The sequence below is a fragment of the Desulfoluna butyratoxydans genome, assembly GCF_900699765.1.
GTDB lineage: Bacteria > Desulfobacterota > Desulfobacteria > Desulfobacterales > Desulfolunaceae > Desulfoluna > Desulfoluna butyratoxydans.
In genome coordinates, this window is record NZ_CAADHO010000001.1 from 240,968 (window position 1) to 267,732 (window position 26,765).

The following is a 26,765-nucleotide window of genomic DNA, read 5'->3' on the forward strand; positions in this document are numbered from 1 at the left end:
CTATCACTGGTATAAAAAGACAAAAAAGCACCTCCGGCAGCCCTGCCGGGGGCAAAACTTTTGAAAAGTTTGATAAACAGGTTTCAAAGGCTCATTCGGCTTATTGAAGCGGATTCGGCTGTCAAAGCCAAGGGCAGAAGCTTTACGATAGATTCGTTCACGCCGGAGGCAGGCTGCTGTTCATGACGCGTGCATGCCCAAAAGATCCCGGGCCACCCAGACCACCTCCCCGATCACTTCAAAACCGGTCAGATCGGCCAGATAGTCCACGGCTTCAGCCTTGTTGTCGGAGAGCACACGCACGGCAGAATCTTCAGTATAAAGTCGCTTGACCTTAATGGTGTCGCCTTCGCGAAAGGCAAAAATACCCCCCTTGAACCGGCCCTCGTCACCGGTCCGTGAGCGGTCCACCATGACGGTATCGCCGCTTAAAATCATGGGGGCCATGGAATCACCGGCCACGTCAAACAGCACAAGGGACGACGGGTTGCCTTTTTTTCGAAGCCAGACCTCCCCAAAGGGGCAGGTCTCAAGCACCTCGGCCGTGGTCTCAAAGGAGCCGCCGCCACCGGACAAGGTGGCACGGTACTTGGGAATGTAGACCAGGGCGTTGACCATGCCGGCGCCCTCTCCCCCGGCGTACCCGTTCAACAGCCAGGTGATATCGCAGTCAAAGGCCTGGCAGATCCTGAAAATGGCATCAATGGTGGGGGACGTGCCGTTTTTCCATGATTCAAAGGCACCGGTCAGGCCCACGGTACGATCCAGCTCGCCCAGACGCCCGCCCCACTCCTGCGCAACCAGTTCCTCCAGATTATGGAGAAACACGTCTCTGTTCCACTTCATAACCCCACTCTTTCACCGCCCGGGGCGCCCATGCTCCCCGCCGGTCCAAGGACCATTGCCGACGCACGGCCCCGGGCTTCCCAAGGCCTGCACCCGTGACGCACGTGTGACGTAAGAATGCCCGAATCATAGCCAGAGGATGACGGGTTGTAAAGGGTTTCAGGGCTCACATTTTCGTGCCAGAACGGCGCAGGAGCCCGATGGCAGGGCAAGGTCCCCGGCAAAAACAAGCCCGGCCGCCTCGACCATGGCCCGCATCTCGCCGGTGGTGTACACTTTCCCGTTGTAGGTGTTCAGCATCATGTGAAGGTCGTACAACCCACCGGCCTCGCCCCGGTCCCGATAAAAATCATGGACCACCAGGGTGCCGCCCTGTGCCAGGAGCCCGGCAGCACGCCGAACGATCCCCAGGGTCTCCTCGTCCCCCTGGCAGTGCACCAGGTTGGAGAGCAGAAGAAGATTGGCCCCTTCACAGGCAGCCAGGTCCCAGCTCTCTTCCAGCAGGTTGACGCAGGAAAGGGTCACACGGTCAAAGGCGGAATGGCTCGCCTTGGTCTCGCCAAAAATCCCCACCACATCATCCAGGTCGGCAAGGGAGCCTCTCCAGCCGGGATGCCGTTCCAAAAAGGCGAGGCTGTAAGCCCCGGAGCCAAACCCCAGCTCCACAAAAAGGCCCTGCCCGTTGTCCGGCCTCACCACCTGCCAGAGTTCAGCCGCCCGGATGCGGGCCGCCTCGTCCATGGCCTCGATGTACTGGGCCAGGTCTTTTTTATACTCTGCCTCGCTCTTCTCCGATGCGGCGTAGACACGTTCGCCTTGCTCCAGGGTCTTTCCCAGGAGAGCCCAGGAATCATAGAGCCGTTTTTCAAAGGCCAGGGTCCCGGCCATGGGGTGGGGCGCATCCGCACCAAAGAAAAGCGCCCCCCCCTCGGACACCCTGATCCCATGGGGAGTCTCTTCTAAAAACCCCAGCACGCACAGGGCGGAAAGGGCTCGGGTCCCGAAGGCAAGATCCCACCCAACCTTGCGGCAGAGGGTCTCTGCGGTCACAGGCCCTGCGCCCACGTGCTCAAATACCCCGGCGTCAAAGGCCGCTTCCAGCAACCGATACTGGCGATACCCGGTCAGCACGTTTTTGAATTTCAAATACGGTGTCATCTCACCCATACATTCTCCGAAATCACAGTCACAGACAAAAATACCCCTGCATGGCGTCATGCAGGGGCATCGTATCACAACCGGTTACAAAAATAACATTACCCTTTGGTGTGGGGATCCTTGATGGCCACCTCGTCAAAGGTGAGCACATCGGCCAGGATGCGTGTGGAGGCGTCCAGGAGTTCCATGGTCAGGGCCGCCCCTGTGCCCTCGCCCAGGCGAAAGCCCAGGTCCAGGAGGGGGTCCACGCCCAGATGATCGTGCATGAAGGTGTGCCCCACCTCCACGGAACGATGACTGGCAAAGAGGTACTCCTTGGCCGTGGGGGCCAGGTCCCCTGCAATCAGGGCCCCTGCCGTGGAAATAAACCCGTCGCACACCACAGGGACGCCATGGGCCGCAGCCCCCAGAACGAGGCCTGCCAGGGCGCCGATTTCGTAGCCACCCACCTTTGCCAGCACGTCCACGGGATCCTTGGGGTCGGGGTTGTTCACCTCGATCCCTTTTTTGATCACGTCGATCTTGCGCAGGAGGGCCTCATCGTTGATACCCGTGCCCCGCCCGGTAAGGTCTTCCACCTTTTCCCCGGAGAGTACGGCGATGATGGCCGTGGAGGGGGTGGTGTTGCCGATCCCCATGTCCCCGGTGCCGAGCATGTCCAGCCCGCCCTGGGCCACGAGTTCGTCCACGATCTCAATGCCGGCTTCAATGGCAGCCACAGCCTGCTCGCGGGTCATGGCAGGGCCTTTGGTGAAGTTTTCGGTGCCTTTTGCCACCTTTTTATGGATGATGGGAAGAGAGGGGTCAAATTCGGCCTTGACGCCGATATCGGCTGCCAGGGACTCGGCCCCGGCGTGCTTGGCCAGCACGTTGATGGAGGCGCCCTTGATCACAAAGTTATGGACCATCTGCTCGGTGACCTCCTGGGGAAACAGGCTCACGCCCTCCTCCACCACGCCGTGGTCTCCGGCACAGGTCACCACCACCTTCTTTTCGAGCTTCACATCGATTTTTCCAGCAATGGCTGCAAGGCGGGCGGACAGGGGTTCCAGCACCCCAAGACTCCCCTGGGGCCGCGCCTGGTCGGCCAGGCGGGCAAGGGCAAGCGTCTCAATCCCGCGATCGATCCCCACAATGGAACCGATTGTCTTTTCGAGCAATGTCATTCAGAACCCCTCCTCAATCAATCCAATCAAAACATGCGCCCCCATGATGCCAGTGGTTGGAGACATGGCACCATGGGGACCGAATGGTCGTTCGTAACAAATCGTCTTTGTGGCGATTCAACTTGCCTCCGGCAGGACCACCGGAGGCGTTTTAAACTGAATGGCTACACATCAATAACCCGTACCGTTGCTCACGGGCGCATTCGCGAACCTGGGTTATCCCTTGTAGATCTTGTCGCCTTTGATGTCGGGCTGGAAAACCTCCATCCCTTTTTTCATGGCGCAGAAGTCGCCGCACATGGTGCAGGTGTCTTCCTGCTCGGGGGTGCGCTCTGCACGGATGGACTTGGCCACCTCCGGGAAGAGCAGGTGTTTTTCCAGATCGTCCCAGCGCATCTCGCGACGGGCCATGGCAGCCAGCTTCTCGGTTTCGCGGCGGTTGGGGTACTTGGCGATATCTCCGATGCGGGTGGCCAGGCGGGTGGCGCGCACGCCCTCGCGCACATCCTGAACCGTGGGCAGGGCCAGGTGCTCGGCGGGGGTGATGTAGCAGATAAGGTCTGCCCCGAAACGGGCGGAGCTGGCCGCGCCGATGGCCGCCGTGATGTGGTCGTACCCGGCGCCGGTGTCGCAGGGGATGGGGCCGAGGACGTAGTAGGGGGCGTTACCGCTCATGCGCTTTTCAAGCATGATGTTGCCTTCGATTTCATCCAGGGGCACATGGCCGGGGCCTTCCACCATCATCTGGCAACCCATCTCGCGTCCCAGCTCGGCCAGCTCGCAGTTGATGATCATCTCGGCCATCTGGGCGCGGTCGTGGCTGTCGTGGATGGCGCCCGCGCGAATGCCGTTGCCCAAAGAGAGCACCGCATCGTATTTTTTCATGAGGGCGCAGACGCGGTCAAACTGCTCGTAAAGGGGGTTTTCCCGCTTGGTGGCGTCCATCCAGGCCACCATGAAGGTGCCGCCCTTGGAGGCAAGGCCGCCGTACCGGAACCCCTGGGCGCGAAGGCGCTCAATGGTGTACTGGTTGATGCCGCAGTGAATGGCCATGAAGGAGAGACCGTCGTCGAGCTGCTGCTCGATGAGGTCGAAAAGGTATTCGGGATCGAGCTTGGAGGGATCCTGGTACTTGCGCCCGGTCTCCTTGAAGGCCTGATAAAGGGGCACATTGCCCAGGGGAAGGTTGGTGGCTGCCAGCACTTCGCGGCGGACAAGGTCCAGGTCGCCCCCGGCAGAGAGCTCCATGAGGGTATCGGCGCCCTCTTCCTCTGCGGCCAGGGCCTTTTCAATTTCACTCTTGATGTCGCAGATATCGGAGCTGGTGCCGATGGAAGCGTTCACCTTGGTGCGAAGGCCGGTGCCGATGCCTACTGCAGGGCCTTTGTGCTTGGGGTTGTTGGGGATGACGATCTCCCCTTTGGCCACCAGCTCACGAATGCGCTCGGGGGCATGCCCCTCTTTTTCGGCAACCTGCTGCATCTGGGGGGAAACCACGCCCTCCCGGGCCAATTCAATCTGGGTCTTGTCTACAGCCATTGTATCTCTTCTCCTTACAAGCATATCGGCGGGCACTTGAAAAAAGTGCCGCCACCATGATTCGTTCGGCCACCGACTCCGACAGCGCCCCGGTTCCACCCGGGAGATCACCCGATGCCGCCATGAAATCCGTCTGTCGAAAGAAAGCAAGGAGTACGAACAGACAGCGCCGGAATTTCATGACCATATCCCACCGACACCAACCCGTGCCGGTGAAACGCACCGATTTCAGGCAATAAAAAAAGGGCTCTGAGGTATGTATATAGATATACCTCAGAGCCCTTTGCCATCGAACTCGGTCACGTGAGTCTCATGCACGTCTTCTGACTTCCGGGGTAAAAGCTCCCGACGCGCCTTCCCGCCTCCCTTCAGGAGAGGCAGTGACCGCTGGCATCTCTTCACATGATGAGGAGAAACCAACCTGCGCCGGGCCACCCGGTTACAGCGGCGGGACCGTCACGGATTTTCACCGTAGTTCCGTTTGCATGACACCGTATGACAAATTGAATGTGTACCCTGTTACCGGGCACTGTCCATCCTCTACACGAAACCGACAAAGGGCGTCAAGGGGAAAAAGCCTTCCGGCGGCAAGGGTGGTGAAGCCACTGTTGCGAGTAACATGTTGAAACCAGCTTACGGATAAGCTTTGCCCTTCATGTCAAACCACATCCGCCCTTAAAGCAGCAGGTATTTAAAGAGAACCATTAAGGGCTGTTCACCCCATGCTCCGCACATGTGGCAAACAGGGATTGAACGTTATTTCATTTTATTCGAGCACCTTGATTAACGGTTGTTTCAGGTGTTGCGAAGAAGAACTCCGCCATTGGGGTCCACCCCCAGCCTGGCTTCCAGGTCCGCCGACCCCATGTTCCCCCACAGCTCCATTTGCCCTTTATTTTGCGATGTTTCAATCTTCCGCTACCTACATTTCGGTCACAGATTCATGAATGCGCAAAAACATAACGCCCTCGTTACGAATAAGTCTATTTGGAAATAAAATATTGACATATAAGCGATATTTCCCCTATGAATTGGTGTTAGTGGAATTAAGGAATATTTAACCAACTTTGGGGGAAATTCATGAATCAAGTGACAGGGATTTTTAAAAAAATCGCTTCGGGAAGCCTGGTGCTGCAGATTGTGATCGGAATCATTGCAGGTGTCATCCTTTCTCAGGTATCACCGGATACGGCAAACTCCGCAGGCCTGTTCGGCAGCTTGTTCGTCAAAGCGCTTAAAGCTGTTGCACCCATCCTCGTTTTTGTCATCGTCGCCTCTTCCATTGCCAACCAGAAGCGCGGCACCCACACCAACATGCGCTCCATCATCGGTCTCTACCTGGTGGGAACCTTTATGGCGGCACTCGTAGCCGTCACCTTGAGTTTTCTCTTCCCCACCAACATGACCCTGGTGGCCACAGACACGGCAGCCACACCGCCCAACGGCATTGGGGAGGTTCTCAACACCCTTCTCTTCAAAATCGTGGACAACCCCATCAACGCCCTGGCTACGGGGAACTTCATCGGCATCCTTGCCTGGGCCATTGCCCTGGGCATTGCCTTCCAGCACACGGGTGAAGCAACCAAGACCTTCCTGCACGACGTCTCCAACGGTGTCTCCAGCATCGTCAAGCTGGTTATCCGGTTTGCCCCCCTGGGCATCTTCGGCCTGGTCTCACAGACCATCGCCACCACCGGCTTTGAAGCCCTTTCCGGCTACACCCACCTGCTTCAGGTTCTTTTAGGGGCCATGCTCATCATCGCCCTCATCGTCAACCCGGCCATCGTCTTCTTCATGACCCGGCGCAACCCCTACCCTCTCGTGTTCACCTGCCTGCGTGAAAGCGGCGTCACCGCCTTCTTCACCCGCAGCTCCGCAGCCAACATCCCCGTGAACATGGACCTGTGCAAGCGCCTCGACCTCAACGAAGACACCTACTCCGTCTCCATTCCGCTGGGTGCCACCGTCAACATGGCCGGCGCCGCCATCACCATCACCGTGATGACCCTGGCTGCCGTCCACACCCTGAACATTCAGGTCGATATGGCAACGGCACTTCTGCTGAGCATCATCGCCTCCGTCTCCGCCTGCGGGGCCTCCGGTGTGGCCGGTGGTTCGCTCCTTCTGATCCCCCTTGCCTGCAGCCTCTTTGGTGTTCCCAACGAGATCTCCATGCAGGTCGTGGCCGCCGGTTTCATCATCGGCGTCATCCAGGACTCCGCCGAAACCGCGCTGAACAGCTCCACCGACGTGCTGTTTACTGCTGCAGCGGATCTTAACGCCCGAGGCACTGCCGCAACTGAAACCGAAACCGAAACGGTTGCAGCCGCATAAGCTTTCGCGCATAAAGAGACAACACATAGGGCCCCATGGGAATCATTCCCATGGGGCCCTTTTTTTTGGACACTCATTCTCAACCAGCCCCGGCTGCCGCCTGTAAAGACCCCACGGCCCACCGGGGCACCATGGGACCGTTACAGGCTTGATGACTCAACCAGTTCAGGATCTCCGGGCTTCCAGGTTTTGTCGTAAAACGACTCCAGGGGGCCATAGAGACGCAAAATCGTGTTCCACCCCTTGCCCGGTACGGTCTGGATCCAGTTATTCTCCTGGCCTTTGGGCGGCTTCGGGCTGAAGTAGATATCGTATGATCCGTCCTTGCGCTGCTTCAGGCCCTTCCGAAGGTTGTCGATGCCGGGAAAACGTTGATCGGTCTGAAGCATGGAGCGGGTCTGGTTGTCATAGAGGGTGAAGGACCAGAAGTTCTTGGCCGGTACGTCTTTGGGAAGGTTGATCTTGTATGTCTTGCTTCCGTCAAGGGCGTTGCCGTCCTTGTCGCGATAGGCAATGGCGTACTGCGAGCCCTTGCCCACATTCCTTTTTGCCATGGCAGGGGTGATCCCCGTGGCATAAAAATGCATGTAGACCCGGGAGTCCAGCAACCGGGCACCATCCAAAAGAAAATCGTAGCGTCCCTTGATAAAGGGGTTTGTCCAGACACGCTCTCCCGGATAAAGGTAATGACGTTGATCCCGAGGCACGGCCGTAAGGGCCCGCGCCGTCACCGAACCGATCTTGGCGGCATCGGTGAGAATGTTCTTCATGCGCTCGTCCGGTGCGAACTCTTTTCCCTTTTCAATGCCGATGGAGGCCAGGAGCCCACGGATTTCAGGGTCAAGCCCTTGCACGGGTTCGGCCTGAATCTGAGCGTCGATCTCCTCCCAGAAATGAAAATCCATGCTGTGGATGGTGTTATGATAGGTACCGGATACATTCACGAATGCCATCTCCGGAGGGTTGTCCTTTTTTGAAAGGGGATAGATCCGAAACACCTTTCTGGTTGCATCCACAGCCGGTTTGGGCGAACCGTCCACCTGAAACCCCCGCCATATCACCCAATGCCCGTATGTGTCTGTCCGTACCACATGATACCCGTTCGGCACATCATCCCTGTAACCGGGCGGTACGATGAGCAGTTTTCCGCCCTCACCCTTGTCCGGGCCCGCGTTGCCGAAATCCACGACATAGTGAAACCAGGCATCGTTAATGAACCCCAGCACATTGGGTGGTGTCTCAATGACCATGGGCTCCTCGCCAAGCTCCATCCAGGCCGCCATGTAGACCGACACGGTGTTCGGGGTCAGCCAGAGCGCCTTGGAATCCATGAGGTCCTCGAAGAGAAGAGCCGTGCTGTTTGCCGGTCCGAATGCCAGAAGCCCCTTTTCCATGGCATACATCGAGGCAATGGGAATGGTGGCCAGAAAGGCCTGGGTTGCACGCTGGAGATCAAGCTGGTCGTAGACCTTTTGGATCGTGGGCGCATCGGGAACCCCATCAAAACCGGTGAGCACCCCGATGGAGGTCTCCAGCTTGTCCGGCGTGGAAATGCCTGCGGGCACCTCGGTGGTCATCTTCATGGCAGCCTGCCCGTCCGAGGGCAGCCCAACCATGGTACAAAAAAACAACAAGGCGAAAACCGGCAACTTCGTGCTCATGACGTTTCTCCTTGATTCATGGGGTTATGGGTCGTTTTTTCCTTTCCCGTCGCCCTTGGGAACACGGTCATACCAGTGAGATTAAGCATGGTAAGGCGAGGTTGTGACGGGCGGCATGGGGGGGGGGGGGGACAAACCCAGAAGGGTTTATCATTAATTCAAGGCAGATACACTCAGCAAGTATCTCACAGGCACATTCACAGAGTCCAGCGCAATCTGTCCCTTCGTTCCAGGGAAACACTGGCCATAAAAAGGGTGGCCCCTGTTATGCGATGCTGTTTCCTGCCCCTCGGGTTTTCGGTATACTCATGGCTGCTCCCCCCCGCCTTATTTCAAAAATACGCTTCACTTACCCTTGACTCTCAGCAAACCCCCATGCAAACATACCATACCGTATGGTATTTAATAAAAGGAGAGCGGCTTTGAGCAACCCACAGGACAAAGAGAAGAAAAAGGCCAGGCGCAGCGCCGTTGAGTTGCTGGACGCCGGGCTTAACCTCCTTGCGGAGCACAGCATCCAGCAATTGACCATTGATGCCCTCTGCAACACCCTGCATGTCACCAAGGGGTCATTTTATCACCATTTTAAAGGCCGAAACGACTACCTGGAGCGCATGCTGGAGCATTGGGTGGAAAACTGGACCGTCGAGAACATGCGGCTGGCAAACACCGCGGACAACGCTGTTGCGCGCTTCGATGCCATTGTGGAAAGCTCCAACAACCTGCCCCATGGCCCTGAAACAAGCATTCGGGCATGGGCACAGCGGGATGCCATGGCCCTGCGATTTCTGGAGCGGGTCGATGCCATGCGGATGGAGTATCTCTTCGACATCTTTTTGGAAGTCTCCGGTGATGCCAGGAGGGCGCGCCTCCTGTCCCGTATCGGGTATTCCCTTTTTGTGGGCACGCGCATGGTGGCGCCTGCCATTGCCGGAGACGAACGTGACGCACTCATCAATCTGGTGAAAAACGAACTGTATCGCCTGCCTGCACCCGGCACCTGAAAACGGAGGAAACCATGAAACCTGAAATCCCCTGGTCGGACGTCGTATCCCTTTTCGGCAAAGTCACCCACACAGCCATCGCAACGGTGGACCCGGACGGCAGTCCCCGCGTCTCTCCCATCGGGTCCGTTCTTTTCACCGGAGAAAAGCAAGGGTACTACTTGGAAAAATTCCCTGACAGCATGAGACGCAACCTGGATCAGGATCCACGCATGAGCATCATGGCCGTGGCCCCGGGTTTCGCATTCTGGTTGGGCGCTTTGTGGAGGGGACGATTCAAAAGCCAGCCTGCCATACGCCTGGTCTGCGAAGCCGGAGTTCGTCGCCCGGCAACAGATGAAGAGCGCCGGGCCTGGCTTGATAAGGTTCGCCTGTTTCGGCGCCTCAAAGGGCATGACATCCTGTGGAAACACATGGGTGAGCTGCGGGAGTTTACGGTGATTCGTATCGAGCCTGTGGAGCTGGGAAAAATGAACCCAGCATAGCCCGGATATTTCACGGGTCGAGTGCACCCATATTCAAAGCTCTGATAACGCAGAAGAGAAGTGCACTTGGCTCGCCCGAAGGGTGAGAAAATCAAACAGCAAACGTCGATTTACATTTTGCATTTTCAAAATAGCCAGCATTTTCATTGTGTACACCTGAAATACTGGCAGTTTCCCTTTGACTGATTGTTTTCTCATGAAATATCCGGGATAGGACAGAGACGCCGGGCCTCGGCAAAGCGTCCCTATTACTTTGATGCATGGTTCACATAAATCAACTCATCCGTGTTGAAGCCGAGGGCCTTTGACGTTGATACAAACGCTTTGAGCACCTCCTCGTCAACCGTCGGGTGCCGAGAAAGCAGCCAGAGGTACGAGGTATCAGGGCCACAGACAAAGGCGTACCCATAGTTCTCTTTGTCCAGGTGAAAGATCACGTAGGAGCCGTAGAACGGCCCGAAAAACGAAACCTTCAAATACCCCTCGCTGGGCCTGCCCACCAAAAAAGCCTTGCCTTCGGCTTCTCGCCACTGGTTTTTATCCGGCAGAAAACCACGGTTTTTCACATGGACACCGCCGTCCTCACGCATGGCATACTCTGCGGTGACCTGCTCCATTCCCCGCTCAAAGGAGTGGTCCAACCGGGCAATCTCATACCATGTCCCCAGATACCTCTGGAGGTCAAATCCCTGGACAGGCTCCACCGGCTCAGGGACACCCAGGCATCCGGTCAGAGTAAGCAACAGAGCACACACCCAACCAAGCTTTTTCATGTCGATTCCTTTCCCCTGAGGGTCCATGGATTGGCCTTGACAGATCCCTTTCACATGGCTAAACTCTGCTCCATTCAAAAAAAGTTAGTCTAATACAATTTAATTTGGCAGCACACAATGACACGCCGTAACACCCACATCTCCCTGTCCCCACCGGAACAACACCATACCTCGGAAAAGGAACCGGCCCTTCCCGAAGGCATGACCCTTCAACGCGTTAAGTTACGCCGGGGCCTTGATCTCATCCTTGTGGAAGGAAAACCCCTTCAGCCCGGCTCCCTTACCATGGAGACCGGTGAGGTGCCCTTTGAATTTTCCTTTCATCTTTCCGGCCACACGCACTACACAGTCAACCATGATAAAGGAGAACTCTGTTTCACAGGGCATCCGGGCCTGGGAGTCGCCTCTGCCTTCCCACGCTCACAGGCCACCATGACATTTGCGGCAGACCTCCCCATTCGCATGGTGGCCCTTCACGTAACCCCCGCTTTTTTCCGAGACTACCTTGAAGCACCCGGGGAGACACCGGGGTACCCGGAATTTGACCAGGCCATGGATCAGGGTTCTTTTCCCCATTGTTTCAAAACCATCCCCGCAGACCCCGCCATGACCGTTGCCGCATCCCAACTCCTCCATTGCCCTTACAAAGGAGTGGGCAAAAAAATGTTCTACGAAAGCCGGGCCCTTGATCTCATTGCCATGCAACTTGACGCCTCGGCCCCCCCTTCCTTTGGCAAGGGGGCGGCACCGTTTACCCCCAAAGAACTCGACCGGATCCAAAAAGCCCGAACCCATCTGTCCCGCAACCTTGAAAACCCTCCCACCCTGGCAGAACTGGCCAAAACAGCCGGAATGAATCACACGAAGCTGAACCGCGGGTTCAAGGAGGTATACGGCACAACCGTGTTCGGATACCTGCGAAGGTACCGCTTGAACCGCAGCCGCACCCTCATCGAGTCCGGAGAGATGAATCTCTGTGAAATTGCCTATGCCACAGGGTTCAGCAGTCCCAGCCACTTTGCCAAAGCGTTTCTCAACCATTTCGGCATCCAGCCCAGCCTTTACCTCAAGCAGGTCATGGCCCGACAGACCATCTCCCTTCCCCAAGGCCCCCAGCCATAAGGCCCCTGACTCTCCATCCCTCAACGCCCCATACATGATCGCGAAATCCGACAAATTCAGCAAATGACACCATACGTTCCAGAGGTGTTAGTCTGCCCGCACTTTTTTCGGCAGAATAAAACAAAATCTCTCTCGTATCATAATGAAAGGAATCACATGGAGTCTCTTCCACACACACATGTAAGCTATCGTCCCCTCTACAATCTTGCCATGGGTCCCCTTAAGGCAGCCTTCCTCAACATGGCCCTTGAGCTCTCTATCTTTGATCTGCTGAGTGCTCACGCATCACCGGAATCCGTTGCCCATCAGCTGAACACCCATCCCACCAACACCCGCAGGCTATTAGATGGCCTTACCATCCTGGAGCTCCTGGAGAAAAAAGAGGGGAGCTACCGAAACACCCCCTTGGCGAACACCTTTCTGGTCAGCCACTCGCCCCAGTTTATCGGCCCCCTTCTCACACAGACACAAAACCCCGACATGAACCCCTTAGAAGCATTGAAGGCACTTGTCGCCAAAGGGCCGGAAGCCCACCCATCCCCCATGGACATGACCGATGAAACCCTCTGGGCCGAAGAGGTCAAGGCGTCCTCCGGGTGGGTTTTGGGTGGTGTGGGAAGCAGGGTTGCAACCCGCATTGCCGGACTGCCCGGCTTTGAGCACCTCAAAACCTTCATGGACATGGGGTGCGGCCACGGCGTCTTTGCCCTCTATCTCCTGGAGCAGAACCCGGGAATGTCCGGGGTACTCATGGACCGCAAGGGCGTCCTTGAAGCGGCAAAGCCCCTCATCGAATCATTTGACGCCCAGGACAGGATCTCTTATCGACCCGGGGATTATCTCACCGACGACCTGGGTCGGGGCTACGATCTCATCTTCGCCAGTGCCACCCTGAACTTTGCCCGGGGACGCATGGACCACATGCTCTCGAAAATCCACCAGGCCCTGAACCCGGGCGGATATTTCGTCAGCTTTCAGGATGGTCTCACCCACGAGCAGACCCGGCCCGATACCATGCTCGGGGCCATTATTCCCTGCATGATGATGGATCTGGATTACTGCTTCGACCAGGGAGAGATCGCCGATGCCGCCCTTCGGGCCGGTTTCCGCCATGTTCAATCCCAAACCATGGAAACCCCCATCGGCAAGATGGAACTTGATATTGCCCGAAAAGCGTAGCCCAAGGAGACACAGATGAAGCATTCTTTAAAATATGCCCTTCACGCCCTGGTGATCCTGGCTCTGACCTGTCAGGCAGGAACGGTCATGGCCCGGGCCGAAAGTGGCGCTGAAGAAAAAACGCAGCTTGAAGCCATGGTGGTGACCGCCGAAAAGCGCCGGGAAAACGTTCAGGATATTCCGGTCAGCATCACGGCCCTGTCTGAAAATGACATTCAAGACGCAGGCCTTTCCGACATCCAGGGAATGTCCCGGCTGGTCCCCAACCTCTACATCGCCAACTGGGGAATCCGGGGTACCTCCTATGCCTTTATCCGGGGCATCGGATCGGTGAACAACGAGCCCGCCCTGGGGTTTTACGTGGACGATGTGGGCTACATGGATGCCCGAAGCTTTGACACCCAGCTCTTTGACATTGAGCGCATCGAAGTGCTTCGTGGCCCCCAGGGGACCCTCTACGGACGCAACTCCCTTGCCGGTGTCATCAACATCATCACCCGAAAGCCGGACAACGAAACCCACGCCGGCCTGGAATACACCCTGGGCAACTACAACCTGAATCGGGGTCATGCCTATCTGCGGACACCGCTGGTAAAAGATCGACTGTTTCTGGGGCTGAGCGCAGGGGGCGAGTCACGTGACGGTTACTTTGAAAACAGTTTTCTGGATAAGGATGTGGACAGCCGCAGGTCGCTCAACGGCAGGGGATTTCTTCGCTGGCTGCCCAGCGACACCCTGGATGTCTCCCTGGGTTTCAATGCGGAGCAGCTTCGGGACGGGGCCTTCCCCCTGGCCAAGCTCAAGGACCTTGACACGGACTCCTCCAAGGTGGCCTTTGACCGTGAGGGCAAGTACAACCGGGACAGCACCGCCACCCACCTGAAGGTGGCCTGGCAGCTGCCCTGGTTTGACCTCACGTCCGTCTCGGCGTATCGAGACTACGAGGACGAGGCATCAAACGATCAGGACTTCACGACCTACCCCATGATCACGTCCCATGAAACCATCGACGACAAGGAGTTCTCCCAGGAACTCCGACTGGCATCCAGGGATGAAGAAAACGCACGTGTGAAATGGCTGGCTGGTTTTTACGGATACAAAAAAGACAAAGACCACCTGATGGCCCTCGATTTTGCCCCGGGCATGTACCCTGTCCCCGGACCTGTCCGTCGGCTCACGGACTCCAATGTCACCACAACGGGCACCGATCTCTTTGGCCAGGCCACACTCCGGGCAACAGAGCACCTTTCCGTCACGGCAGGCCTTCGGTATGACCACGAAAAAAGTAAAATAGACCACATCATGGATACCACCTCAGGTGGCACCACCCTGATGGACAGCAGCGTCGATGCGTCGGACACGCAGGATGCATGGCTGCCAAAGCTGCAGCTTGATTACAGATGGACACCGGGTCTCATGACCTATGTCGGCGTATCAAAGGGCTATCGAAGCGGAGGGTTCAACACCTCCCACCTTGACCCCAAAGACCTTACCTTTGACAGCGAGTTCAGCTGGAACTACGAGACCGGCGTCAAATCCAGCTGGTTTGATAACCGCTTCACCGTTAACGCGTCCCTTTTTTACATTGAGTTGAAGGATCAGCAGGTGGTCCAGCTCCTGCCCTCGGCCGACACGGTGATCCGAAATGTGGGAGAGTCACGAAGCATGGGGGTTGAGGTGGAATCCAGTGCCCTGCTGGCCCCGGGCCTGACCCTGGACGCCGGATTCGGGTATACCGATGCCGAATTCAAGGACTACAAAGACAATGTCTCCGGTGCCGACTATACGGGAAACGAAGCCATGATGGCCCCCTCGTACACCTACAACCTGGCCCTCACCTACAGACGCCCCATCAACCACACCTGGGACGCCTTTACGCGCTCTGAACTCAACGGCACCGGCTCCTTTTACTGGGACACCGCCAACACCATCAAAGAGGAGGACTATAAACTCGTCAACCTCAGCATGGGCTTGGAAAGCGAACGGTACGACATTGTCTTCTGGGCGAAAAACCTTCTGGATACCGACTACCGCGTGGTAGCCTTTGAGTTTCCCGGGTCTGACCCCGTGGGGCAGTCCGGCGATCCCCTCACCGCAGGGGTCACCTTCAGGGCTCGATTTTAAGCAGCGACCCGCCGCTTTCAAGGTGAGCCACCTTGAAAGCGGGTTCACCCGGCGGCTACCACTCCAGAATGACCTTCCCGGACTCTCCCGAGCGCATGACATCAAAGCCTTTCTGGAAGTCGTCGATGCCGAAGCGGTGGGTGATGACCGGAGAGATATCCAGGCCGCTCTGGAGCATGCTGCTCATCTTGTACCAGGTCTCAAACATCTCCCGGCCGTAGATCCCTTTGAGCTTGAGGCCTTTGAAGATGATCTGGGACCAGTCCACGGCGGTCTCCGGGGGCTGGATGCCCAGAAGGGCGATGTGGCCCCCGAAATTCAGGGCATCGAGCATGTCACGGAACGCCTGGGGGTTGCCCGACATTTCAAGGCCCACGTCAAAGCCCTCGCTCATGCCCAGCTCGGTGATTGTGCCTGGGATGGACCCATTGCTTTCGGAGACGTTCACGGCCCGTGTGGCTCCCATTTTCCGGGCCAGATCCAGGCGATAGTCGTTTACGTCGCTGATGACCACATGGCGTGCCCCGGCGTGCCGGGCGATGGCAACGGCCATGATGCCGATGGGCCCGGCCCCGGTGATGAGCACATCCTCACCCACCAGGTCAAAGGAGAGGGCCGTGTGGGTGGCGTTGCCCAGGGGATCGAGGATGGAGGCGGTCTCATCGCTGATGCCATGGGGAATCCGGAACGCGTTTACCGCGGGCACGGCAATGTACTCGGCAAAGCAGCCGGTGCGGTTCACGCCGATGCCTTCGGTGTTGCGGCAGAGATGCCGCTTTCCCGCCTTGCAGTTCCGGCAGTAGCCGCAGGTGATGTGCCCCTCGGCAGACACCCGGTCCCCCACCTTGTAGCCCTCCACCTCGCTTCCCACCTCCACGATCTCCCCCACGAACTCATGGCCGATGACCATAGGGGCCGGCACCGTCTTTTGCGACCACTCGTCCCAGTTGTAGATATGGATGTCGGTGCCGCAGATGGCGGTTTTCTTCACCTTGATCAGGATGTCGTTGTGACCGGGCCTGGGAACCTCGACCTCTTCCATCCAGATCCCGGCTTCGGGCTTTGCCTTGCTTAACGCCTTCATTGTCTCCATCGCTCACCTCATCTACTGTGGTCGGGTTATGGGAAAAAAGCCTCCGGCGGCCCTGCCGGGGGCTAAACTTTTGAAAAGTTTAACAAACAGACCCCAAAGCTATATTTTAAGTTTGCGCCAACATAAATACGGATGTGATTTGACCCGAGGAACGAGGGGCAAAGCGCATTCGTAACCAGCTTTCAAGGTGGCACACCTTGCCACCGGAGGCTTTTTTATTCAATGATATGCAACGCTTTGCCCACGTTTACAAAAGCGGCGATGGCCTTATCGAGATGGGCTTTGGTGAGGCCTGCGGACATCTGGGTCCGGATCCGTGCCTTGCCCTTGGGAACCACCGGAAAGCTGAACCCGATGACGTAGATGCCTTCGGCAAGGAGGCGGGTGGCCATCTCTTTGGCCAGGGCGGCGTCTCCGAGCATCACAGGGATGATGGGGTGGTTTCCGGGGACGAGGTCAAAACCGGCCTCCTCCAGGGCGGCCCGGAAATAGCGGGTGTTTGCTTTGAGGGTATCGATGAGCTCGGAGCTGGATTTCAAAAGGTCAAGGACGGCGATGGAGGTGGCGGTGACCACAGGAGCCAGGGTATTGGAGAAGAGATAAGGGCGGGAGCGTTGCCGAAGCCAGTCGATGACCTCTTTTTTGCCCGAGGTGTATCCACCGGAGGCGCCCCCCAGGGCCTTGCCCAGGGTACCGGTGATGATATCCACCCGGCCCATGACGCCGCAAAGCTCGTGGGTACCCCTGCCTGTCTCGCCGGTGAAGCCCACGGCATGGGAGTCATCCACCATGACATAGGCCCCGTAGGCATCGGCCAGGTCGCAGATGGAGGCGAGGTCTGCGATGGTCCCGTCCATGGAAAAAACCCCGTCCGTTGCGATGAGGACAAAGCGTGACCCTTGAGCGGCTTTGAGCTGGGCTTCCAAATCTTCCATGTCGTTGTTGGCGTACCGGAACCGTTTGGCCTTGCTGAGGCGCACCCCGTCGATGATGCTGGCGTGGTTGAGGGCATCGCTGATGATGGCGTCCTCCGGCCCCAGCAGGGTCTCGAAGAGACCGCCGTTGGCGTCAAAGCAGGAGCTGTAGAGGATGGTATCCTCCATGCCCAGGAACTCGCTTAAGGCAGCCTCCAGCTCTTTATGAATATTCAGGGTGCCACAGATAAACCGAACAGAGCTCATGCCGAACCCGTAGCGGTCCAGGGAGGCGTGGGCCGCATCGATGAGCGTCTGGTTGTTGGAGAGGCCCAGGTAATTGTTGGCGCACAGGTTAATGACCTCTCGGGGTCCCTTTACACTGATCTCAGCCTGCTGCTGAGAGGTGATGACGCGCTCCTCTTTGTAAAGCCCGGCAGCCTTCAGGGCCTCGGTCTCTTTGGCAAGGTGTGTAAGCAATTCCGTTTTCATAACATACCCCCATGGTTGGTTGAGGCAAATAAAACGGGCCCCTTCTCGCATCGAAGGCTTGTGATGATGCCCACCCGGTTAAACAGAAAGGGCCCTGTACCGGCCCCATGGAAAGCTGGAGCCCCCGTTATCGGTCCATCATCGCCTGATTATTGTCAAAACACACTCCCGGTGGGTTGTCAATTGAATTTTACCCTCAAAACTTCTCATCGCGCAAAATTTGCTGGCAAAAAATCCATAATAATGAATTTTACGCCAATTAATTTCGCATACCTCTATTTTCGAACAACCCAACCCATCAACCCTGCATGTGGTACCGATACCAGAAGTGACCAGCACAAGAGGGGCCACAGCCGTACAAAACGGAGCCGGCCCGTATGAAAAAAGGAAGTCCAGGGGTAACAAAAAGAGTTGTGCAGCGATATCTTCGTGGGGTAATCAAGGTATATTCATCAGGCGGCAGAGGCGTTGCACACTCCGAAGGCATGGACCGAAACGGCGACCGTGTTGCCCGATGTTTCTCCCTTCCACCAGAACCAAGGAACAAACCATATGTCAGAGCGAAGTTTTCAGACGGACCACATCGACAGGGCCATCATCAAGGCATTGCAGAAAAACGGACGCGAATCGTACAAGAACATCGCAAGGGAGCTTGGGGTATCGGACGGTACGGTGAGGCTCCGCGTAGAAAAAATGATCAGGAACAACTACCTGAAAATAAGCGCGTCGGTGGACCCGCTCTTTTTCGAGAACTGCATCATGGCCCAGATCGGCCTCAACCTCGAAGAGCCGGCCAACAAAGAGGTGATGGAACAGATCTCACGTTTTAAGGGCGTTCAGTCCGTCAACAACGTCACCGGCCGGTACGACCTTGTCATCGAGGTCTTCGTGGACTCTCGGAGCGAACTCAGGCAATTCCTCATCGAAGACCTTGCCACTGTCAGCGGGGTGAGGGGAACAGAGAGCTTTGTCTTTCTTGAGGCCATCAATAAATGGGCCAGCATCTCCGATTAATGGCCCCTGCCCAGCCATGCCATCAGCCGGAACGCCTGCCGCTTTTCGCTTTTTCCGCAGGATCCTGCTTATTCCGCGCATGACGTGCACCGGCTTATCTGATAAGGAATTAACAGAGACATTCCCAGGCTGAGTGGCAGCCTGAAACAACCAGATACCGGGCAAAGAACATGCGAAAAACATTACTCGTCTTTTACTCAAGAACCGGAACCACCAAGGCACTGGCAGAAACAATCCGGGCGCGGCTGAACTGTGACACGGAGGAGGTCTTTGACCTGAAGGATCGGAGTGGCTTTTTCGGAAATCTTATGGGGGGCTTAGACGCCCTGCTTCAGAGGCAGACCGTCATCAGCGAACCTGCCCACGATCCGGCGGATTACGACCGGATCATCATCGGTACCCCGGTGTGGTACGGAAACCTTGCCCCTGCAGTCCGCACCTGGCTCACCCGAAATGCCCCTCTCACCAAGGAATCGGCCACAGGATTCTTCTGCACCTTCGCGGGCAAGGGGAATATCAGGGCCGGGAAAAAATTCAGCGGCCTTGCCATGGCAAAGAATCCGGCCCTGCTCTGCGTTCAAAACGGTGAAGAACACGGCATCACCCAGGACAGGGTGGAGGCGTTTGCCCAGGACATGGAAAGGAAATACCCGGGTTAACCTGTTTCCTCGATAAACCCAAGCACCACGCCGTTGGGGTCTTTGGCCAGCAGCAGCCGCAATCCGCCGGGCAGGGTTTTGGGGTTCTCAAGTCCCGGCGCTCCTTTCTCCAGAAGCCGGGCGTGGGTGGCCTCGATGTCGTCCACGTGGAAGGTCAGAGAGACCGAACAGGCGGCATTGGTCACAGGAGGGTCGGTGGCCCGCTTGATAAGTTCCACCTTGACGCCCGAAGGGTCTGTCAAAAAGGCCAGCTCCACCCCGGGGGACGGGGTCAGGCGACTGCTCAGCTGAAAATCAAGGGCCTCGGTGTAGAAGTTCACCGAGGCATCCATGTCGTCGGTTCCAACGGTTACAAACGCTATCTGCATGAAAAACCCTTTTGCATCAATCCATCCCTCAAAAGAGACGCTTCAGTCTGTTGTGGCCTCCCGCGGCCCTACCTGCCGCCCCGGAGTCCCACCACCAGGGCCACCTCCCCTTTGGGCAGGGTAAGGCGCTCGGCGATCTCGTCCACAGACAGGCCCTTGGCGGCAAGCTGAACGATTCTCTGGCGGGATTCGGAGATGCGCTGCTCGGCGTTCTCCTCTTCGGCGGCGGTTTGCTGTTGACGGGCCATGAGGGCATCGGCTCGGTTCAGGTGCAATTTCAGCGAGGCAATGCGTTTTTCAAGGCTCTGGTTCAGTTCGGTGACAATAAGGCGTTTTTCGGCCACATGCCCGTCAAAGGCGTCGGCCACGGCCTTGGCCTCGGAGAGGACGGGTTCCAGCAGGGAGAGCACCCGGGTGTGGGCCGCACGCACGGACTCAGCCTCCAGGCGTTGTCGTGTGCGTCGGGTCTGGATCAATTCGGACAGGGCAAGAGCCAGACAGGCGGTACCAAGGCCGAAGAGCAGAAATGCCAGCATCGTATACAGAGTCATGGACGTGTCCCCCTCTCCTGAAGTCCCGTGCGGAATAAAACATGGCGAAACATCTCGCGTACCAAACACAAAGGGCCCGACGGCCCCTCACCACCCCCCGGGCCTACATCAGGCGATACCCCTCCAGGACGACCCGGTCAATGACCCCTTCGGTAAGAAGGGCTCCGGCGGTTTTGCGGACCAGCTCACGCAGCTCCCGCTCCACGGGTTTTTCCCTGGACACGGAGGCAAGCCGCGCAGCCAGCTCATCGTAGATGCGCTTCCGGTAAAAGGTTTCATAGCCCGCCAGGGGGTCTTTTTTTACCCCTCTGATGGTTAGCACCACATGTGTGGCCACAAAGGCGTAGTCGTTTCCGTCGGCGGCAGGGATAAGAAAATTCTCCAGGCGGGAGACCACCTGGGGTTCGCCGGGCTCACCGGAATCCAAAAGAGCCTCCGCTTCCTCGACCCCGGCAGACTCGCTCACCTGGGCCACGGGAACAGCTGGATCGTCCCCTTTAAGAAAAATCCAGCCTGCCACCCCTCCCAGGATAAAAAACAGCCCGACCCCGGCCGCCATGAGCACCCGCTTCTTCTTCCCGCCGGAGGACTCCCGGGCGGGTTCAGGATCCGTAGCCTCGGCAGGCTCTCCGGAGGGAGGTGCGTCGATCTCGTCTGAGCGGGTCTGGGGCGGATCTTCCAGGGTGTCGGTGAGGATGGTCTCGATCTCTTCATCGGAAATCTGGAACCCCTCTTCCCCGGAGGGTGCAGGCTCTTCGGCATCGACACCGCTGTTTTTCAGCAGGCGATCGATGTCGTCCTGGCTGATGAGGTCCTCATCGGTGCCCTCGGCCTCCCCGGTATCTGCCGGAGAGACATCATCCAGGGAAAGCTCATCGGACGGCCCCTCGGGATCTGCCCCGGGGTCCGCCTCGGAGAGCACCCGCTGGATATCGTCCATGGAGATCATGGAAAGGTCTTCGTCGTCTGTGCCATCATCCTCAGGAAGCAGCTCGTCAGTCATCTCATCCTCCCTGCTGGATTCGGGGGTGGCCTCCGGTTCGTCGTCGCTCAGGAGGCGGTCTATTTCATCGGTATCGATAAAGTCCGAAATATCCCCAAGGGAATCGTTCCCATCGGGAAACGCAAACTCACCCTGACCTTTGAGCAGGGTGTCGAGCTGTTCCTGGGAAACGAAATTATCGGCATATGGGCTATTAGGGCGGGACATACGGCGCTACTTTTGATACCGGCGAATGCGTGATCGAAGTTTGATCAGCGACTGGGTGTGAATCTGACAGATACGGGACTCGGTGAGATCCATGATCTTGCCGATCTCTTTTAAGGTCATCTCTTCGTAGTAGTACAGGGAGATAACCGTCTGCTCCTTGTCCGTCAAGCGTTGGATGGCTTCGATGAGAACCTGTTTCAGCTCCTTTTTCATCACCGAATCCGAAGGATCGTCTTCGCTTCGGATGCCTTCGGAAAAGGTACTCCCGCTGCCCTCGTCGCTGTCGTCGTTGCGAATGCAGGCATCAAGGCTCAAAATGGCGGCGCTGTGGATGTCCGAAAGGGTTTTGTAGTACTTCTCAAGGGGCATGCCCAGCTCTTCGGCCACCTCCAGATCGCTGGCGGGCCTCTCTTTGCGGGCTTCGATCTTCTGAACGGCGGCCTCTACGTCCTGGATCTTTTTCCGCATGGACCGGGAGTACCAGTCCATGCTTCGGAGTTCGTCCAGAATGGCCCCTTTGATGCGATACTGGGCGTAGGTCTTGAGACCCACATCCTTTTCAGGATCGAACTTGTCCACCGCGTCGATGAGCCCCAGGGATCCGGCGCTCACCAGCTCGTCAAAGGCGACGTTGGCGGGAAGGCGAGACGCTACGCGTCCGGCGATGTACTTCACCAGATACGCGTACTTGCGGATCATCTCATCCCGTTCAAGCGGTGAGAAGTGGCATCGCCTCTTCTCCATTTTCTTTTCGTAGGCAGACGTCATGCAAACGATCCGATTATCCGACACGCCCGTCACCGGCGAAATATATCGCCTGCCAACGGTCGCAGATATGGACCTCTCCCCCCCTCGACTGTCTGACCGCTGAAGGCGCTAGGGGTTCTCCCCGGAAATCAGGCGGTTCATGAAAAACGATATGTTGCCGGTACCGGGTGTTCCGGACGGGGATTTGAGGATCTGTTCAGCTATTTTAGTAATACTTCTGCTTGATGCGGCTGCAGGGTATTGCTCAATTACGGGTTTTCTCCCGACGACAGCTTGTCTCAAATGATCATCAAAGGGAACGTACCCCACAAACTCAAGCACAACCCCTTTAAGGAACCTGTCCGCCGCCTGGCTCAAGGTGGCGTAGACCGCCTTGGCTTCCTGAAGGCCGCGGGCCATATTGACGAGCAACTTGAAATGCTTGGTGCCGTTCAGGAACATGACCTTGATCATGCCGTAGGCATCGGTTACCGACGTCGGCTCACCGGTAACAACCACTATACACTCTTCAGCAGCTGAATTAAAGTAAATTACATTTGAGGAAATCCCGGCCGCCGTGTCGATCAGCATAATATCGTAAAGGTTATCCAGGCCCTCAAATTCAGCCAAAAGACTCAGCTTCTGCCCCTCGGTCAGGTCAGCAAAGGCCGTGTCCCCGGACGCAGCCGGAATCACCCCGACCCGACCGGAAGCAGGTGTAATCACCTCGGAAAGTTCCTTCTCTCCTGTAATGACATGCCCCACATGGTACTTCGGGTGAATCCCGAAAATGATGTCCACGTTGGCCAGTCCCATGTCGGCGTCAAAAATCAACACCCGCTTTCCCATGTCGGCAAAAGCCACCGCGAGATTGGCCACCATGTTGGTCTTGCCCACGCCTCCTTTGCCGCTGGTGATGGAAATCACGCGCGTGGAAGATGCCCGTAAGCCCCCCCTGCGAACGGAAGAGGCCCCTCTGCCCTTAACCATTTCCCTAAGACTGCTTGCCTGATCCACTGTTGTACTATTGCTCCATGTCGGTTTCTTGAGAGGGGTTTGAAAGGACCAGCCCCAGCACACTTTTTCTGTCTGCGACCACCAGGTCCTCCGGCACCCTCTGCCCATTGGTAATGAGCGATAAGGGAAGCCGGGCTTCTGCCATGGTGTCGAAAATCGATGCGGCGCGCCTTGTCTCGTCCACCTTGGTAAAGACAAGGGTCTCCGGCCTTAAGACCGAAAATCGCTGCACCACCTCCCGGGCATCCAGGCGCCCTGTGACGGCGCTCACCACCAGGTGCACCGACAGGGGCACGCCACTGCCCAGAATCGTCTTGAGTTCCTCCATGCGGGCGGTATCCAGATGGCTCTGGCCGGCCGTGTCCACGAGGATCACCTCGCAGCGCTCCAGCTTGGAGAGGGCCGACACCAGGTCCTCCCGGCTGAAGGCCGGAACAAAGGGAATGCCCATGATGGAGGCGTAGGTCTTGAGTTGATCGATGGCGCCGATGCGGTAGCTGTCCACGGAGATGAGTCCCACCTTTCTCCCCTGCTTTAAGAACAGCTCCGCTGCCAATTTGGCGATGGTCGTGGTCTTGCCCGATCCTGTGGGCCCAACAAAGGTCGCGACCTGGCGCCCTTCCTGCGCCCGGCCGGAGAGGCCGAAGGGATCGGCCACCTTCACCTGCCCCACAAGCTGGGAGAGCACCTCCCGCCCGATGCTGTCGGCGGGCACCTCGCCGTCGCCTGCCCGGCTCGCCAGCCGTTCCTCGGCCCGGGCCACCACCTGGCGGGCCCGCGAGTCCGAGACCCCGGCACGGAGCAGGGTCGTAAAAATGCTTTGGGTTTCCGGGTTCCGGAGGATCTGACGTTCCTCCTCGGCCTGCTGGGAGAGGAGCATCAGCTCCTTTAACGCTGCCAACTCCGACTGAACAGCGGCCCATCCCTCGGGGGAAGGCCCCTCTTCGGTTATATCCCGTGCCGAACGGGAGTCAACCCCGCCCTTGGCAACAGCAACCGCCTCGGAAAAAAGGGAGTCGGTGTTCCCGGCCGGGGGTTTTTCCGCGTCCACCTCAAAGATATCACGTCCGTACGGGTTATTCACCCCTACAGGAATGCGCCGGGTCGACAAAATGATGGCGTCGTCCCCGATGCTCTCCTTCACCTTGGCCACGGCCGCCTGCATGCTGCCTGCCGTAAAGGTCTTAACTGCCATGGGCCGACTCCATTCCGCCGGGCAGGGTGACCTTGCCCGTGGCCTTGATGTTCATGTTGCGGGTGATCTCGCCATGGGACACCACCATCACCGATGGAATCCAGGGTTCGATAAGGGCCCGAACATGCCGTCTCAACACCGGCGAACAGAGAATCACCGGTTGAACATTCAATCCCATATTTCGGTCCACTTCCTTTTGAATTGCCATGATGACCTGTTCCGACACCATGGGGTCCAGGGCGAGCCAGGCACCCCCTTCGGAGTTCTGCAGGGCTCCGCTGAGCTGGTCTTCCAGGGGCTGGTCCAGAAGGATCACGGGCAATGATCCGTCCCCTTGCTGGTACTGGGAGAGAAAGCCCCTTGCAAGGCGCTGGCGCACGTACTCGGTTAACAGGTCCGTGTCCTTGCTCATGGGTGCGTAATCGGCCAGGGTCTCCACAATGGTGAGAAGGTCCCGGATGGAGACGCGCTCCCGCAACAGGTTCTGGAGCACCTTCTGCACCATGCCCAGGGTCATGAGGGAGGGCACCAGCTCCTCCACGGCCTTGGGGCTGGTCTTGGCCAGGTTGTCCAGAAGGGCCTGCACCTCCTGGCGCCCCAACAGCTCGTAGGCGTTGTTTCGCACCACCTCGGTGATGTGGGTGGCGATGACCGTGGAGGTGTCCACCACCGTGTACCCGGCAAACTTGGCGTCCTCCTCCCGTTCAATGGGAATCCAGATGGCCGGCAGGTTAAAGGCCGGCTCACGGGTGGGAATGCCGTCGATGGTCTGATTGACGTCTCCGGGGTCCATGGCCAGGAGATGGTTGACCATCATCTCGCCTGCGGCCATCTCCACCCCGCGAATCAACATGCGGTACCCGGAAGGCTTGAGCTTCAGGTTATCGCGGATATGGATGGGGGGCACCACAATGCCCATCTCCGTTGCAAACTGGCGCCTGATGGCTTTGATGCGGCCCAGGAGGCTGCCGTCCTGATTCCGGTCCACCAGGGAGATGAGCCCGTAGCCCACCTCCAGCTCCATGCTGTCCATGGCCAGAAGGCTCTCCACGTCATCGGGACCGGAGTCGGCCGGGGCCTCTTCCATCTCGTCGGGGGATATCTCATCCACGGATTCGCCTTCACGGGGACCGAAGGCATAGGTCGCTCCGGCCAGGCCCAGCCCCAGAATCATAAAGGGAAACCCGGGCAGCCCGGGGACCAGCCCCAACAGAAACACGATAACCGAGCCGACGTAAATAGGGAAGGCACTGGAGAAAATATGCTTGGCAAACTCCTCGCCCATGCGCCCTTCGGATCCGGAGCGGGAGACGAGGATACCGGCGGATGTGGAGATGACCAGCGAAGGGATCTGGCTCACCAGCCCGTCCCCCACGGTGAGCAGGGTGTAGTTTCCTGCGGCCGTGGCCACGTCCATGTCCAGCTGCATCACCCCGATGACGATGCCGCCCAAAATGTTGATGCCCGTAATGATGATGCCTGCCACGGCATCGCCTTTGACAAATTTGCTGGCACCGTCCATGGCCCCGTGGAACTCTGCTTCACGGGCGATGAGCTCTCGGCGCTTCCGGGCCTCTTCCTCATCGATGTTGCCTGCGTTCAGGTCGGCGTCGATGGCCATCTGCTTGCCGGGCATGGCGTCCAGGGTAAAGCGTGCCGCCACCTCGGCGATACGGCCGGAACCGGCGGTGATGACCTTGAAGTTCACGATGACCAGGATGACAAAAATCACCATGCCCACCACATAGTTGCCCCCCACCACAAAATTGCCGAAGGCCTGGATCACGGAGCCCGCGGCCGAGGCGCCCTCGTTACCGTGGAGAAGAATCAGGCGGGTGGAGGCCACGTTCAGGGCCAGGCGAAACAGGGTCAGCACCAGGAGCAACGGTGGAAACACGGCAAAATCCGTGGGTTTCACCGTATAAATGGTGGTGATCAAAACGATGATCCCCAGGGTGATGTTCAGGGCCAGGAGCAGGTCCAGAATCACGGCGGGCAGGGGGAGAATCATGGCGGTGAGGATCCCCATGACGCCTGCCACCACGGCGATCTCCGCCGACTCCTTTTTTAATGCCCCCAAAAGAGGGGGCGCGTTGCCTGTGCTGCTTGCCATC

The 26,765-nt window shown here is 57.8% G+C and carries 23 protein-coding genes and 1 riboswitch; of the genes, 8 read left to right on the top strand and 15 right to left on the bottom strand.

The window, feature by feature from the left end; genetic code table 11:
- Window positions 1–180: 180 nt before the first annotated feature.
- The 4 genes from MSL71_RS01155 to thiC all read right to left on the bottom strand — a co-directional run bounded on the left by MSL71_RS01155 (window position 181) and on the right by thiC (window position 4,709).
- A complete protein-coding gene (locus MSL71_RS01155) occupies window positions 181–846 on the bottom strand; it encodes a helix-turn-helix transcriptional regulator (protein ID WP_180136845.1) in 666 nt (221 codons plus the stop codon).
- A gap of 159 nt (window positions 847–1,005) precedes the next feature.
- On the bottom strand, window positions 1,006–2,013 hold the full coding sequence (locus tag MSL71_RS01160) for a methyltransferase (protein WP_180136846.1): 1,008 nt from the start codon (window positions 2,011–2,013) through the stop codon (window positions 1,006–1,008).
- A gap of 89 nt (window positions 2,014–2,102) precedes the next feature.
- The gene (gene cobT / locus MSL71_RS01165; RefSeq protein WP_180136847.1) at window positions 2,103–3,170 is read right to left on the bottom strand and encodes a nicotinate-nucleotide--dimethylbenzimidazole phosphoribosyltransferase; all 1,068 of its coding nucleotides are present in this window, start codon (window positions 3,168–3,170) and stop codon (window positions 2,103–2,105) included.
- Between the two features lie 216 nt (window positions 3,171–3,386).
- A complete protein-coding gene (gene thiC / locus MSL71_RS01170) occupies window positions 3,387–4,709 on the bottom strand; it encodes a phosphomethylpyrimidine synthase ThiC (RefSeq protein ID WP_180136848.1) in 1,323 nt (440 codons plus the stop codon).
- A 296-nt stretch (window positions 4,710–5,005) separates the two neighbouring features.
- Window positions 5,006–5,231, bottom strand: a riboswitch (cobalamin riboswitch).
- Between the two features lie 558 nt (window positions 5,232–5,789).
- Between thiC and sstT the strand changes: the two genes are divergently transcribed.
- Complete coding sequence (gene sstT, locus MSL71_RS01175; protein ID WP_180136849.1) at window positions 5,790–7,043, top strand: serine/threonine transporter SstT; 1,254 nt, start codon at window positions 5,790–5,792, stop codon at window positions 7,041–7,043.
- 140 nt (window positions 7,044–7,183) lie between these two features.
- Here sstT and MSL71_RS01180 read toward each other — a convergent pair whose 3' ends face one another.
- A complete protein-coding gene (locus tag MSL71_RS01180; RefSeq protein ID WP_180136850.1) occupies window positions 7,184–8,704 on the bottom strand; it encodes a DUF1254 domain-containing protein in 1,521 nt (506 codons plus the stop codon).
- Window positions 8,705–9,126: 422 nt separating this feature from the next.
- Here MSL71_RS01180 and MSL71_RS01185 point away from each other — a divergent pair, with 422 nt between their 5' ends.
- Both MSL71_RS01185 and MSL71_RS01190 read left to right on the top strand, forming a co-directional pair.
- Complete coding sequence (locus MSL71_RS01185; protein ID WP_180136851.1) at window positions 9,127–9,708, top strand: TetR/AcrR family transcriptional regulator; 582 nt, start codon at window positions 9,127–9,129, stop codon at window positions 9,706–9,708.
- Window positions 9,709–9,722: 14 nt separating this feature from the next.
- Window positions 9,723–10,193 (top strand): pyridoxamine 5'-phosphate oxidase family protein, encoded by a 471-nt coding sequence (locus MSL71_RS01190; RefSeq protein WP_180136852.1) that lies wholly within the window; start codon window positions 9,723–9,725, stop codon window positions 10,191–10,193.
- A 248-nt stretch (window positions 10,194–10,441) separates the two neighbouring features.
- Here MSL71_RS01190 and MSL71_RS01195 read toward each other — a convergent pair whose 3' ends face one another.
- Complete coding sequence (locus MSL71_RS01195) at window positions 10,442–10,966, bottom strand: lipocalin family protein (RefSeq protein ID WP_180136853.1); 525 nt, start codon at window positions 10,964–10,966, stop codon at window positions 10,442–10,444.
- Window positions 10,967–11,083: 117 nt separating this feature from the next.
- Between MSL71_RS01195 and MSL71_RS01200 the strand changes: the two genes are divergently transcribed.
- The 3 genes from MSL71_RS01200 (at window position 11,084) to MSL71_RS01210 (ending at window position 15,391) form a co-directional block, all read left to right on the top strand.
- The gene (locus tag MSL71_RS01200; protein WP_180136854.1) at window positions 11,084–12,088 is read left to right on the top strand and encodes an AraC family transcriptional regulator; all 1,005 of its coding nucleotides are present in this window, start codon (window positions 11,084–11,086) and stop codon (window positions 12,086–12,088) included.
- Between the two features lie 156 nt (window positions 12,089–12,244).
- Window positions 12,245–13,267, top strand: a complete 1,023-nt coding sequence (locus MSL71_RS01205; RefSeq protein ID WP_180136855.1) for a methyltransferase family protein — start codon at window positions 12,245–12,247, stop codon at window positions 13,265–13,267.
- A 15-nt stretch (window positions 13,268–13,282) separates the two neighbouring features.
- Window positions 13,283–15,391: a TonB-dependent receptor gene (locus MSL71_RS01210; RefSeq protein WP_218950917.1), complete on the top strand. Its 2,109-nt coding sequence runs from the start codon at window positions 13,283–13,285 to the stop codon at window positions 15,389–15,391.
- A gap of 55 nt (window positions 15,392–15,446) precedes the next feature.
- Here the strand turns inward: MSL71_RS01210 and tdh are convergent, their stop codons facing one another.
- The gene (tdh, locus tag MSL71_RS01215; RefSeq protein ID WP_246317681.1) at window positions 15,447–16,484 is read right to left on the bottom strand and encodes an L-threonine 3-dehydrogenase; all 1,038 of its coding nucleotides are present in this window, start codon (window positions 16,482–16,484) and stop codon (window positions 15,447–15,449) included.
- A 215-nt stretch (window positions 16,485–16,699) separates the two neighbouring features.
- Window positions 16,700–17,890, bottom strand: a complete 1,191-nt coding sequence (locus tag MSL71_RS01220) for a glycine C-acetyltransferase (RefSeq protein WP_180136856.1) — start codon at window positions 17,888–17,890, stop codon at window positions 16,700–16,702.
- A 552-nt stretch (window positions 17,891–18,442) separates the two neighbouring features.
- Here MSL71_RS01220 and MSL71_RS01225 point away from each other — a divergent pair.
- Both MSL71_RS01225 and MSL71_RS01230 read left to right on the top strand, forming a co-directional pair.
- Window positions 18,443–18,904, top strand: coding sequence for an Lrp/AsnC family transcriptional regulator (locus MSL71_RS01225; RefSeq protein WP_180136857.1), 462 nt, complete (start codon window positions 18,443–18,445; stop codon window positions 18,902–18,904).
- A 170-nt stretch (window positions 18,905–19,074) separates the two neighbouring features.
- The gene (locus MSL71_RS01230; RefSeq protein WP_180136858.1) at window positions 19,075–19,563 is read left to right on the top strand and encodes a flavodoxin family protein; all 489 of its coding nucleotides are present in this window, start codon (window positions 19,075–19,077) and stop codon (window positions 19,561–19,563) included.
- Here MSL71_RS01230 and MSL71_RS01235 read toward each other — a convergent pair.
- The 7 genes from MSL71_RS01235 to flhA form a co-directional block, all read right to left on the bottom strand.
- Window positions 19,560–19,931 carry a VOC family protein gene (locus MSL71_RS01235; RefSeq protein ID WP_180136859.1) on the bottom strand — a complete coding sequence of 124 codons (372 nt, stop codon included), beginning with the start codon at window positions 19,929–19,931 and terminating at the stop codon, window positions 19,560–19,562. The two genes, MSL71_RS01230 and MSL71_RS01235, sit on opposite strands and share 4 nt — an antisense overlap.
- A 68-nt stretch (window positions 19,932–19,999) precedes the next feature.
- The gene (locus MSL71_RS01240) at window positions 20,000–20,482 is read right to left on the bottom strand and encodes a DUF6115 domain-containing protein (protein WP_180136860.1); all 483 of its coding nucleotides are present in this window, start codon (window positions 20,480–20,482) and stop codon (window positions 20,000–20,002) included.
- Window positions 20,483–20,585: 103 nt separating this feature from the next.
- Window positions 20,586–21,692 (bottom strand): hypothetical protein, encoded by a 1,107-nt coding sequence (locus MSL71_RS01245; protein ID WP_180136861.1) that lies wholly within the window; start codon window positions 21,690–21,692, stop codon window positions 20,586–20,588.
- A gap of 6 nt (window positions 21,693–21,698) precedes the next feature.
- Window positions 21,699–22,460 (bottom strand): FliA/WhiG family RNA polymerase sigma factor, encoded by a 762-nt coding sequence (locus MSL71_RS01250; protein ID WP_246317682.1) that lies wholly within the window; start codon window positions 22,458–22,460, stop codon window positions 21,699–21,701.
- Between the two features lie 108 nt (window positions 22,461–22,568).
- Window positions 22,569–23,366, bottom strand: coding sequence for a MinD/ParA family protein (locus MSL71_RS01255; protein WP_246317683.1), 798 nt, complete (start codon window positions 23,364–23,366; stop codon window positions 22,569–22,571).
- A gap of 97 nt (window positions 23,367–23,463) precedes the next feature.
- Window positions 23,464–24,651 carry a flagellar biosynthesis GTPase FlhF gene (gene flhF / locus MSL71_RS01260; protein WP_180136863.1) on the bottom strand — a complete coding sequence of 396 codons (1,188 nt, stop codon included), beginning with the start codon at window positions 24,649–24,651 and terminating at the stop codon, window positions 23,464–23,466.
- Window positions 24,641–26,764, bottom strand: coding sequence for a flagellar biosynthesis protein FlhA (gene flhA / locus MSL71_RS01265; RefSeq protein WP_180136864.1), 2,124 nt, complete (start codon window positions 26,762–26,764; stop codon window positions 24,641–24,643). Before flhA ends, flhF begins: the two co-directional genes overlap by 11 nt.
- Window position 26,765: the final 1 nt, after the last annotated feature.